The organism is Chloroflexota bacterium (genome assembly GCA_020850535.1).
In the GTDB taxonomy this organism is placed as follows: domain Bacteria; phylum Chloroflexota; class UBA6077; order UBA6077; family JACCZL01; genus JADZEM01.
This window is the reverse complement of sequence record JADZEM010000068.1, coordinates 101,092-113,804: the sequence shown is the minus strand read 5'-3', so window position 1 is coordinate 113,804 and position 12,713 is coordinate 101,092. Positions and strand designations below refer to the sequence as shown.

Here is a 12,713-nt window from a genome sequence, read left to right as displayed (position 1 = left end):
ATGCTGGTCGCGCCCGAGCTCGTGGCGCACGAGGTACCGGCTGAGCACGACGCCTATCAACTCGCTGGCGCTCCGGCCGCGCTGCGCCGCGCGCAGGACGATGTCGCCGGAAACGTCGTTCGCGTCGCCGATGAACCGCTCCGCCAGGGCAGACAGCTCGGCGTCCGAGATGCCCAGGTGCAGATCTCGCAGGCGGCTCACCACCATCGACTTCAGCAGCCCGGTGGGGGCGCGCGAGGAGATGATCAGGTTGCGTCCCTGGGTACTGACCTGCTTGTAGCGGATGATCCGAACGCCCTGCTCGATCAACTGGCGCCGGTCGAGCAGCTCGTCGTAGTTGGTCACCCAATTCGCCAGGTTGTGCGTCTCCTCGAAGATCCGCGCGGTCGTCGCGTCGCGGAAGTCGAGTTGGCGCGCCGGGATCAGCCGCTGCTGCGCGGTGGGATCCCAGTCCGGTCTGAAGAAGGAAGCGATCGCCGTGAGGTAGGACCAGCCCTCCGCGCGCTGCACCGGGCAGGTGAGGTACACCACCGACTTCATGTCGCCCGCCGCAACGGGGCGCCGGCGCGACCACTGGGACGGGTTGAGCGTGTCGGGATCAGCTGGGCGTGCGTCCTCAGGGTACCACTCCAACCGTGCGTGGCGCGCGATCACGTCCTGGGAGAACACGATGTCGTCGGGGCAGCCGTCGCGCGGGTCCGGCGCCGGCGCCTGGTCGGCCGAGATGCCGATGCGCAGCCGGGCCATGAAGTCACGGGTCGTCTCGCTCGCGACGATCGCGTCACCGTCGGCGTCGGAGGCATCCACGATCTGCTCGTAGAGCCACGCCAGTTGCCTCGGGTCCCGGTGCCGCAGCACCACGTGGCAGCGGACGTCTTCCTCGTCTTGGTGCAGCGTCGCGAGCTTGCCGACGACGGCCAGCGGCAAGCGCGACGAATCGCAGTTGTAGAGCACCACCGACAGATTCGCCTGCTCGTGCGGGTGCAGCGCGAGGTACCGGCGGACGAGCTCGGCAACGCGGCCGGCCCCTTCGGCCGGATTCTCGTTGGTGTCGTCGGCGCCGGCATCGACGGCGAACGGCGACTCGTGGAGCGTGTAGTCGCCCGCAGTGTCGGTCAGAGCCAGGAGCTCCGGTTGGTCACCCTCCCAGCCGAGCGCCACCTCCGGATAGTGCGGGTGCGCCAGTTCGTCGCGCAGCTCCCGGAAGAACAGACGCGGGTCGCCAAACTCCAGTTGGGGTGTCTCGATGAGGTACCGCACCAACGCGGCGACGCGGCGGGCCTTGCGGCCCATGGCTGCCAAGCGCAGCGGGTGCCATGGAGGCACGATGGCCGTGGAGCGGCCACCCTGTACGGCGACGGTGCCGACCTGCAGGAGCGGGCGCAACAAGAGTTGCCGCGTCCGGTCGCTCGTGGCCTCGCGGCAGAGGGCATCGAGGAGTTCGCCGTACGCGCGCACCTGCCGATCGAGGAGGGCCGACGCCAGGCCATCGGCGACAAACCCCTGGATCGCCTCGCCGTAACTCTGCGCGAACCCGTCGAAGAGGTCTGCCAATCGCCGACCCGTGGCATCAGTGATCAGCGCTCTTTCGCGTGCCTGCCGCAGGTTGTCCCGCCAGAGGCGTGCGAGATCATTGGCCGGTCGGTACATCCCGACCAACGAGCCGCGGTCTTGGCCGTAGGCCGCCATGAGCGTGCGGACGTTCCACAGGTCGACGCTCTGCGCCGCGCCCTTGCTACTCGTCGGCTCACGGTCGGCGCGGCACACCACGAGCGGGTGGGCCGCCAGCCGCTCCCAGTCGTTCGCCAGCTCGCTCGCGACCCACTGCGGATTGAACCGCCAGATGAACTGCGCCGCGGACCGGTCTACGTCCCCCGCAGCCGTCTCGAATTCGAGGCTGACGATGAACTTGAGCTGCAAGGCCGCCCGCGCCTCCGAGTGATTCAGCGATCCCCGCCGCCTCCAGGTCTCCACCAACTCGGGGAAGTTGAAGAGCTCGCCGACGTTCCAGACCACCTTTTGGTCGAATAGCTCGGGCAGACCGCCGTAGCGCCGCGCGAAGTACAGACCCGCTTCGAAGTTCAGGTCGCGGAAGTCGCGCCGGAAGCGTCGCTCGCACGTGATCGTCAGCGTCCGGCGCGTGCTCGGCGTCTCCCAACTGAAGCCCTCCAGGCACGCCACGAAGCCGGCGAGGAAGTCATGCGTCTCCTTGGGCGTGCCGAAGATGAAGCGGTCCCACGCCGACTTTAGCTTGCGGTCCTCGCGGAGCTCGTCCCGGTGCGCGTCGTAGAAGTCGCGGTCGTCGTCGAGCGCCGCCTCCGTCGTCCGCCGCACGCTCAGACGCTCGAGGTACTCCCGCTCGGCGTCCGTGAGCAACTCGGGGTCGCGCTCGCCGTAAAACTCGAGCGTCGCCTTCCCGAGGTTGAAACGCTCGCGCCGGAGACCGTCGAACAGTGGCTTGATGTCCTCCCAGTCGCTCTCCGCCAGCCGCGCCGATGTTTCGGTCCAGCCACCCGGGGCGGCGATGAACTCGCCGACGACCTCGTGGCATTCCTCGGGGATGTCGTCCTTGACCCGCTCGAAGGCTGCACGCAGCTCGTCCTCCGTCAGGACGACGCCAGAGGGTGTCTGCTTGACCAGGAAGCACGCACGTTTGGCGTAGACTGTGGCGTACTGGGCCCGCCACTTTGCGGCTTGGCCACGGGCGCGCGGCGCGATGCGGCTGAACTCGCCCGCGTTCTTGGGCCAACCCAGCGCCGGCAGCGCGCGGTCGAGGGCGTCGGGCACGGTGAGGCCCTCCTCGTCGATCAGCGTGCGCGTCCTCAGCACGTAATCGGCGAAGCGGTCCAGCGACGCGAGGTGCAGATCCTCTAATCCACGCAGCGCCCGCTCCCACCACCTCGGCTCGTCATCGGTAAGGACGAGGCCGGCACCGGCCACCTGAACCCACAGGTCGGTATCGGCCCGCAGGTCGGGGGCACCCACTGGTGTCAGCTCGCGGAGGGATTGCTCCTCGTCGTCACCCGTATTGGCAAGCAGGAGCGCGGGCTTGGGGCAGGGTGCGTTCCGGAAATAGGTCGCCCGCTCGGTGGTCAGCACCTCGGGCGGCAGCCCGAAGCCGTCCACGAGCCCGACCGGCAGCTTGATGTCGCACTGGGCCGACAGGTCAGAGTCGGCCAGGACGGCTCGTGCAATCGCCGCCGTCTGTGCTCCGGTGAGGCAGTCGATGATGAAGCGCGCCGTGCCGCCGGTCGTTTCGGTTCCGTCAATCGCGCCCACGGATCCGGTTCCGCTGGGCGGACCGTTGCCTGCGGTGAGTCCGTCGGGGCGAGTCAACCTTTGCTGGAGGTGGAGCACTGCCACGCGGCCGATGAGGTCCTCGCGTGTCAAGCGGGAAGTGGCGGCCCCCGCCGGCGCCTGACTCCCGTCCGGCCCGTCCGGTCCGCGAGATACGCCCGCTGCCACCGTCGTTGTCATGCGCCCGCGCCTCCATAGGGGTTCTCGACGTAGGCGCACGCGTCGGAGAGCCGGCGCAGCAGTCCCAAGCTGCCCAGCCGCTGCTCCAGCCGCCGTCCGTTCGCCTGGAACGCCTTCCGATCGAATTCGTCGGCCGGGAGCACGCGCTCGGCCTCGCGATCGCCGATCACCAGACCGTACTTCTCGAACAGGCTCGCCAGGAACTCACCGAACTCCATGCGGCGTTCGACGGTCGCGAACAAGAGCGTCTTCATCAGTTGGTCGGTCGGGGCGTACCGGAAGCGAGTGGTGCCGCGGCGCGACACGAGCCCGATCTCCCGGCCGTAGGTGCGGTGCACCTGCGCCGCGTGCTGCTGGTGCCCCTTCCGCGCGACGCGCCTGAGCTCAGCCAGCAGCAGCTCCGGGTCGTTGGGACCGTCGTAGTCGTCCCCCCACCAGACCGCCTCCTGGAGCACCTGCCGGCACTGCGCGAACGCGCCCGACCCCTCTGCGCACCTCCACGCCTCCGATCGCTTGATGCGCTCCACGAACTGCTCGACGGCGTTGGTGGACTGGGCGTCGTTCTGGCCGTAGCTCCGGAGTGAGAGTTCGCGGACGAGCGTCTTTTTGGGCGCGACGATCTCGCAGATGAGACGGGGCGGCCTATGCTGACCCGCCCATGTCGCCCCGACTGACAGGTGGTAGCGCAGCAGGTGCAGCGTCCCCAGCGTCACCAGGTGCGGGTAGCCATCGAACGACGGCAGCCGCAGGCGGAAGATGGCCAGCCAGTCACGGGCCAGCGCGTCGAAGACCGGATGTCGGAGATACGGCAAGTAACAGCTCTTGCTCTCGCGCTCCTGGTCCTCTTCCCCTTCCGGCTGCAGCGCGGCCACCAAGCGATCCCAGCGGTTGTTCCCCGCGACCATCTCGCGGAGGTGCGGGACGAGCTCGTCCCGCAGCGTCGAGCGGGCCAGCATCAGGTACAGGAGTTCGCCACTGCGCCCGAAGTTGATGTACTCGCGGCTCGGCTGGCCGGTGGCCCTGGAGATGTTGAGATCGATGTACAGCGAGTGCGGGCCGAACGGGAACACGAAGCGCGACGACCAGCGCTTGTTGCTCTGTCGCTCGACGACCGCGCCGCGCACTAGACGCACCGCCTCGGCGAAGTCGTGGTAGGAGTGGAAGCGCGTGCGCAGGTAGCTGAAATCCCGCGGGGCCGGCACGCCGAGGGCTGCGTTGCGCATCCGAGCCAGCCAGTCCTCCCATGCGCGCCGGCTCTCGCCCTGCTCGTCGGCGATCTTCCCCACGTCGTCGCTGTTGAAGAGGATGTTGCGCAGGAACATGCGCTGGTGCGGCCGATACTTCAGGAGATACGGGTGGGTCTCGGCCAGGAGTCGATCCTGTCGCTGACAGGCCTCGGCGACGTTCAAGAACTCGAGGAAGATCAGCCACGGGCTCTGCGCGTCCCAAAGGCGGTGCCCCCAAAGCTGCTCGTCCAGCCACAGATCGATGCGGTGGTCCCGGTTTGGGTGCGGTTCGGCCGGCGGAGCGACGAACGGAAGGCCCGCCAGAACCCCAGGCCACACGCCCGGCGATAGAGGAATGGGGGCTACCGCCGCCTGGACTGACTGCCGGTCGGCGCCGCCGTTCGACGTCGGTGTGGCTGCCGTGCTCACCGTGTCGGTCGTGGTCGCCATGCCGTCACACCTCCCGCAATTCGAGATCGCGCACCGTCGCCCGGCCTGCCTCCTCGAGCTCCAGCAGGCGGAAGGCGAGCGTGTCGCGCTCCGGCTCCTCGCCGCCCGCCTCTCGACGCTCGGCCAGAGCACTCAGCAGCTGACTCTTGAAGGCGAGCAGATCCTCGTAGCACTCCTTGGAGAAGCTGCTCGGCAGCGCCCCTTCGGCGACGCGGCTGAGGAATTCGTACCGCGTGAGGTGCAGCGGCAACAGGCGGCGCACGTCTCGACTGAGCGTCACCTCGAGCGCGGGCATGCGGTCGCCGTCGTTGAGCACGACCTCGACCCGTTCGCCGAGGCGCGGCTCGACCGAGATGCGCTCTTCCAGCAGGCGGCTCACCCGACCCTGCGACAGAGCGAGGCTCGTCGCCAGCAGCAAATCCCGGTCGTCCGACACCAGCATGCCCGTGAAGATGCGGTTGAGTCCGCGAACCAAGCGCGACAGGATCGGGCGGTCGACTCGCCGGCCGGCCTCAAGGGCGGCGACGACCCGACCCAGGTACTCGCCGGCGTAGCGGAAGACGGTGAGCTCCCAGAGCCGCATGTCCTCCACGTCGTCATCCGTGACTTTGAAGAAGAAACCGCGGCGCTGGGCGACGAGCAAGCGCAGGAACCCGGCGCCGCGCTCTTCGCTCTCCTCCGCCCCCTTCACGTACTCCCGCTGGGCCGCCCGGTAGCTCGCGTCGGCGCCATAGAACGTGTCCGACGCCATGTAGCGGTCGAAGTACTCGCGCAGTGCCTCGTCCGCTTCGCCGAAGATGAGGATGTTATCGACCCGGTTCGACGTCTCGTGGCCGATGCCGAGTCGATCGAGGGCGTCGAAGACGAGGATCGACTCGCGCCGTGTCTCAGCCAGGTTGCCGCCGAAGATGTTGCTGTACAGGCTCGCCCGGGCGGTCGTGCCGTCGCGGATGATCGTCGGCACGTCGGCGGCGCTCATCAGGCGGTCCTTCACGCCCGGATGCCCCAGGACCGCGTTGACGAGCAGCAGCAGGAGTTGGCGGATCGGCAAGTGCAGCCGATTGTAGTCGCACAGTGCCAACAGGTCCTTGAGTCGGCGCCGGACAAGCGGCGTCTCGAGCAGCTCGACGTTATGGCGGATCGGGCACTCGGGGCCGAAGAACTCGGCCTGCCCAGCGTTGAGCGCCCGGCACGCATCCCAGCCGCTGTGCCCCAAGAACGCGTCGAGCGCACGGTCCAGGAGGTCCGCAGACCGATATCGGCTGAGGTTGAAGAAGCGCAAGCCGATGCCCTCGCGCTGCTGCCGGTCCTCCACCAGCAGGGTTTCAAGGAGGTCTTGGGTACGCTCAACGGCCTCGGAGCGGCCCAGGCGCCGCCAGGTCTCGATCAGCTGACCATCGTTGCCGGCGATGAGAAACACGTCGCCGGGGCCGCAGTCCGCGAAGAGCGAAGCGCTGAAGCTCTTCAGCAAGTCCTCCTTCGCGGGATCCCACGCCCCCCCACGCTGCGGCACCCACGCGCTTAGGTCGCGCAAAACGTGGAGCGTGCGTCCTGGCCCGTCGTGGCCTGACTGACCGTCGGCAGCCCCAGGCAGCCACGTGCGCACGTAGGGCTCGGGCGACTGCCAGGCGAGCGCGTCGCCGCCGACCGCCTCCCAGACCTGCCGGCACAGGTGCGTCTTGCCGTCGCCCGCCGTCCCGGTGAGCACCACGGAGACCGGCGCCGGTCCGGTGATAGACTCGAGCACCACAGCACCAGCGGGATGGTCGAAGTGGAGCGGCTCTACCCCAGCCCGCCGCGCCGACCGACGAATGAACTCGTCGTACATGTTCTCGTTCTGGGGCACGGGCCCATACTGGCGCAGGAAGCGAATCCAGTTGCGGGGGTCGGGGCTAGAGTCAGTCATCGCGTTCACCGCACGGCGCAACCGCCCACCTTCGGTGGCGGACTAGATCGAACAAATCAGGCACCCCTCACGCTCCAGGGGCTCATCGTCAACGACCAGGCCGCCGAGGGTTTCCACAAGCGGTAGGTTCTTGCGCTGCGCGCGCTTACGGGCCTGCGCCGCCTCCCAATTAGCCTTGATTTCGGCGACGCGCTCCGGGCGCTCCAGTTCCGCGAGCGACTCGCGCTGGTTCCAGTAGAACGCCTCGCCGTGGAGGACGCTCTGCTCCTCGTACCTCTTGGCTTCTTCGAAGAGGTCCGGGTGGGTTTCCTTGAGTCGCACCCACTCGATCTTTTGCTGGTAGAAGCAGAAGAAGCAGCCCGAGCGCGTGCGGCCCCAGGCCATGTAAGGCGGGAGGCCCAGGCCGGACTCTTCGAGGATGCGAATTATGTCCGCGCGGACGAGCCCATCCTCCTGGAATGGGTAGACAGTCGTGATGTTGGGCTTGGTGGAGATGTAACCCACTCGCTTCTCATCCGCCCTTAGCGCCACGTAGTTGATGACGGGGTCATCGCCGACGTAGGCCTCGAACGGCTTGAGCTTGAGCATCTTGGTGCACCACCGCCGGTGGTTGGATGGAAGCATCCCACCGTAGACCACGAGCCAATGGTCGAAGTTGTCGACCGTGGATGTCCGGGTGACCGGCTTGCCCAGGATCGCCTCGAGTCGCGCGAGGTAGTCGAGTGTCTCAGGCAACTCCTTATCGGTGTCGTGGAAGATGTACTCCATCTGCGGCACACGGTCCCGCATGTAGATAGCGAGCGCCGCGCTGTCCTTACCGCCGGAGAGGCTCAGGATGTGGCGGATGGTGTCTGTCATCTTCGACACTCCTCACTCCTCGGTCGTGCTGTGGTCCAGGCGAGGGCAGCGGGCGCGGGGCGTCCCGGATCAAGGCGGCTCATCGGTCTCCCTCCTGCAGGCTCACGGCCGCGATGACCTTGTCCGTGGGGCACTCGTGACCCACCGATTTGTTGCGAACGATCTGGATGTAGCCCCCCACGAACGGCCGCGCCCTTGTCTCCGTGGGCATGTCGATGGGCGACAGCAGCTTGGCCCAGTCGGTGTTGTTGGCGATCGTGCGGCGCAGGGCGTCCACCTGGGTCTGGAGTTGCTGCTCCAACCGCTTGTCTGAGGCGCCCCCACTCAACTGGTCCTCCAGTGAGGTGAGCCTTGCCTCCACCATTCGTCTGAGGCGCTGAACGAGCGGCAACGTGAGCACGCACTGCTGGACGATCTTATGCCCATCCCGCGACAGCACCAAGAACGCCGCCTCGGAGTCTCCTGGCGCCTCGTCCTGGTCGAATCGCTTGCCGGTGGCACGTAGGAGACGGACGTCGACTGCCTGGTAGATGGGCGGCGCGACCGGCATGCCCACGCGGGTCAGGTCGGCGGCAAACGCTCGCTGCACTTCGAGCGCGAACGGCAGGCGTAAGCGCGCCTTGCGTTCGTGCGGGGTGGCCCGCGTGCCGTCATGAGCATCTGCCCCGTCGTGCCAGCGGCGGAACTCTCCGTACGGGACAGTCTTCACCTCCTTGGTGTTCCAGAGGACGCGGTAGCTGCGACCTTCGTGTTCGTACAGCTCGGTGCGCGGGGCATCCTTGTACCGGTCGGGGACCGGCTCTCGAATCGGGTGCAGCGTGCCGGGCAGTAGCAGGATCGATCGGCCCCGTTCGATCGTGCGACCGCCCTCCGGCGCGAACGCCAGATCGCACTGCGCGTTGATGACCATCGCCAGGTCAGGCGGCCGATGTGCCTCACCGTGCTCAGCCGCGCCGGCCAGGTCCTCACCGGCCGGGCTTAGAGCATCGGCCCCAGCCCCCTCCTTCGCAACGGCCGGCGCCGCCCCGACAGGGACGAAGACGTCGCCCAGGCTCAACATCGGATCGCCCGCGTCCACGGCCTGTGCTATAGCGTCCCCATTGGGCGCGGGTACGACATCGCCCTGCATGGTGCCGGCAGGCGCGGCGGCAGCGCGTGGGTGGCTCGTCACCGGGCCGATGTCCACGTCGAACAGCGCATAGCGGTACATCTCTGCTAATTGGGGCGAGGGTACGGTCTTGCTCGGCAGAGGTGTGAACGTCAGCGCGTCCAATCCATCCCGCTGCTCGCGCAGCGCACGGCTGAAGAGGAGGTGCCCGAAGTAGGCGCTGAACAGCCACATCAGGTAATCCCCCAGCGGCTGGCCGTCCGCTTGCAGGCTGAGACTCTGGATGTAGGCGTAGTCGCTCAGTGTCAGGGCGCTGATGCGTTCGATGAACTCATCACCCACAGTCCTGACCTTCTCGCAAAGCGCCTCGACGAACTCCTGCACGCGATGACCCGCCGGCAAGGACATAGCCAGCGTCTGCAGGTGCATCTGGAGCGAGAACTCGTCGGTGAGCTCGGCTTTCGGCACGGCGTGGAACATCCCCGCCAGCAGCCGGGAGCGGCGACGGAACTCTTCGGCGCGGGCGGTGACGCCCGGCGCCGAAGACATGAGCACGATGAGCGGCCTCGGCTGTCCGGGCGGCCAGTGTTCGTGGATATCCTTGGCCTTCCGGACGGCGGCCTCGATCGCAGCCTCGTCGTCGTCGTCCCCGAGACGCCAGTCGAGGAGGAACAACTGCGCGCCGCCGCGGGCCATTTCCTCCACGGAGGCGTTGCTCCCGTAGGGTGCGACCCACAGCCCCAGCGCGCCTCGCAGGTGCCCTTCGATCCGCGTGAGCTGCGCCGACTGCTCTTCGCGCCGCTGCCCGGCGATCGACCGCTGCCACTGGGCGTCGAATGCCGGACACCGTTCCCGGTTGGCTAGAAACGACGAGAGTACCGGTCCGCTCAGGCTCTCGGGGCCGCTGACGGTGTGTCCCAGGGCCGCCAACTCGGCCTGCGCGTCGTCCTCGAATTCCAGCAGCCCCCATAGGTCGTCAGCGTCGCGAGGGCTAAGCTCGAGGTGCTCGGGCGGGTCGTAGTAGTCATCCACGACCACCACCTGCTGGAGCCCTTGGGCGCGCAGCAGCGCCGCGAGCGGATGCTGCCCTGCTTCGGAGGGGGTGCCGGCCGGGGTCGGCACTGCCGGGTCCGCCATCACTTCATCCCCTCGAGCGTGAGAACAAACGTGTGGTAGGTCCCCTGCGGGCCCGTGGGCGGCTCGGCAAGGAACAGCTCCACCCCGTGGTACTTGGCGATCTCGCGCGCGATGAACAGCCCCAACCCCTTGCCCATGCCGGCCGGCTTGGTCGTGAAGAAGGCCTCGAAGATGCGCCCCTTGAATTCGGGCGCGACGCCGGGCCCGTTGTCAGTGACGGAGAGGGTCTTCGCCTCCGTATCGACGACGATGCGTATCCAGGAGGGGTGGCTTGGGTCGAGCGTCCGCTGCTGCCGGAGCCAGTACACCGAGTTCGCGATCAGGTTCTCCAGGATCTGGACGACCATGCCCTTGACGGCGCGAATCGGCAGTCGCGGGCGCGATGTGTGGGGTTCGACGACGAGCCGCACGTCGATGTGCTCGCGCTCAAACCTATCGCGGTGCGCCTCGATGGTGTCGCGCACCAGCTCGACGACGTCGAAGAGCTCCTTGCGCTGCCGCCCGGTCGTGCTCAGTGGATCCAGAATGCGCAGCCGCTTCTGCAGGGTCTTCAACTGGGTCTCGAGGGTGCGGACGAGCGCCTCGACCTGCCGAGGCAGTCCCACGCCCGGCGCTTCGGCGAGGGTGTGGAGGGCGTGCTCGGTCGCACGGTTCAGCTCGTGAGCGAGCATCTCCACGGTGAGGCCAATGCCCGCCAGGTTGAGCAGTTGGCCGCGCCCCGCCTCGTACTGAGACGCCAGTTCCCGCACTTCATCCATGAGGGCGTGAAGCCGGTCAACGGCACCGCTGATGGCTTCGAGCAGCGGCTGCTGCTCGTGTAGCGCCGGCACGCGCTGCACGAGTTGGGCGAGGTTCTTCCGGATTTCCTGCTCCTCCTCCTCGACGCGCCCCCCAAGCTCTTCAACTGGGACCGGCTCGCGCGGGCGGTCAGCGGCGTCCGTCTGGTTGAGGAAGGTGCGGAACTCCGTCTGGATGACGTACCGTAAGAGCTGGATCAGGGCGCGCTTTTCGTCCGAGTCGCGCAAGCCCTCGCGATTCGTCTGATCGGTGAGCGCCGGGTTCCGCACGCTGGAAATGCTGACCCGTCCGATCAGCTGCGTGCGGTTCACCTTGTACCCGGGCGACCCCAGCGCGATCCTGTCGAGGCCCAGCCAGTCGTCCTCGGGGCCGCCGTACGGCAGTACGCGGAAGCCGTCGCGGAATACCATGAGGCCGCCGCCCCACTCGTTGACCAGCCGTAGCACCAGGCGCCGGTCGCCGATGCCCTCGAGTGCCGTGAGGATGCGGCGGTTGTACCAGTAGATTTCGATGTCGAAGGGGCCCAGCGATCGGAGGACACGCGGCGGGCTCCCTGCAACGGACGCTAGGTGGGTCCCGTCGAGCGCGAAGACGCGCTCCCGGCTGCGGTAGCGGATCGTCCCCGTGACGCGCATGCCCCCGACGCCGTCGCCGGCGGCGTCCGCGGGCGGCGCTTCCTCAAACGAGGCGCGCACGGTGGCGTGGGCATTCTCCAGCAGCAGCCGGTTGAAGCGCGGGATGGAGACGGGCTCGCCGTTGTACCGGAGCTGAATCGGGAATACCGGCGTCTCGGTGAACGGATCCGTCAGCTTGCTGAACTCGTACTTGGCGAGTTCGTCGAGCCGCTCTCTGGTCCACTCCGACGTGAGACCGGAGATACGGATGCGGGTGCCCGACTCCTGAGGGCGCTCCTTCGGCGCGCCACGTCGGGGCGCCACGTGGAATTCGTCGAGCAGGGCGTCCGACTCGTGTGAGAACACCGACCAATTGATGTCGAGCACGTTCCAGTGGGACTCCCCGGCCTTGCTGGACTCGACGTGCAGGCGCGTGCCCAACCGCATCGCCGACAGTCGGCCCACGCCCTTTTCGCCGAGGATGGGCCGCTGACCCCTGGCGAGCGGTCCGTCCGAGCGCTGCTGCAGGCGCGCGGCATGCCGCGATCGGGTGCCGATCGTCAGGAAGGCGCCCCGGAGATTCTCCAGTGACATGCCCTCGCCCATGTCCGCCACGACCAGGTAATTGGCTTCCGTGAGCGCGTCCCGCAGCGTCGCCCAGTCCGCCGCCTCAACGGCCTGCCGCACCAGCGCCTTCGCACCGGGAGCGGTGGGGTCCACTGCGTCCTGCAGCGCACGGCGCAGGTGTGGCAACGCCGCGCTGGAGGCCGCGCCGTCGTGGCCGTTGCGCCCGTGTTCCTCCTCTTGACGCAGCTGTTCGGCGAGCTCGCCCACCGTCGCGTAAAACACCCGGACGACGACGTCGACCGTGGCCCGCTTGGAGCCGGCGTCGAAGGCGTTCTTGATCAGCTCCTGGAGCGCGACCGCGTCGGAGCTGATCAGTTCGGCGCCGAGATGGAGCAGCGTGCGCGCCGCGACCTTGAACGTCATCGCCTGCCCCCGGTGTGGTACACGCCATTCGTAAGCCAGTCGCCGCGTGCGGGATGGGGCACCCGGTACCCACCCGAGCCCTCGCAGGCTGAAGGTTCCCACCCGACGGCCACCCAGCCACGCCCGCCGCCGTGGCCCCGCCGCACGAG

5 protein-coding genes are annotated in these 12,713 nt (G+C 67.9%); all 5 read right to left on the bottom strand.

Going from position 1 to position 12,713, the window contains the following annotated elements; all coding sequences use genetic code 11:
• Positions 1-3,473: 3,473 nt before the first annotated feature.
• Positions 3,474-5,027 (bottom strand): hypothetical protein, encoded by a 1,554-nt coding sequence (locus IT306_10475; GenBank protein MCC7368839.1) that lies wholly within the window; start codon positions 5,025-5,027, stop codon positions 3,474-3,476.
• A 130-nt stretch (positions 5,028-5,157) separates the two neighbouring features.
• Entirely contained in the window at positions 5,158-6,981 is a 1,824-nt protein-coding gene (locus IT306_10470) for a hypothetical protein (protein ID MCC7368838.1), read from the bottom strand.
• Between the two features lie 120 nt (positions 6,982-7,101).
• Complete coding sequence (locus IT306_10465) at positions 7,102-7,917, bottom strand: phosphoadenosine phosphosulfate reductase family protein (GenBank protein ID MCC7368837.1); 816 nt, start codon at positions 7,915-7,917, stop codon at positions 7,102-7,104.
• 79 nt (positions 7,918-7,996) lie between these two features.
• Positions 7,997-10,162, bottom strand: a complete 2,166-nt coding sequence (locus IT306_10460; protein ID MCC7368836.1) for a hypothetical protein — start codon at positions 10,160-10,162, stop codon at positions 7,997-7,999.
• On the bottom strand, positions 10,162-12,564 hold the full coding sequence (locus IT306_10455; GenBank protein ID MCC7368835.1) for a sensor histidine kinase: 2,403 nt from the start codon (positions 12,562-12,564) through the stop codon (positions 10,162-10,164). The genes IT306_10460 and IT306_10455 overlap by 1 nt, the downstream gene beginning before the upstream one ends.
• Between the last annotated feature and the right edge of the window lie 149 nt (positions 12,565-12,713).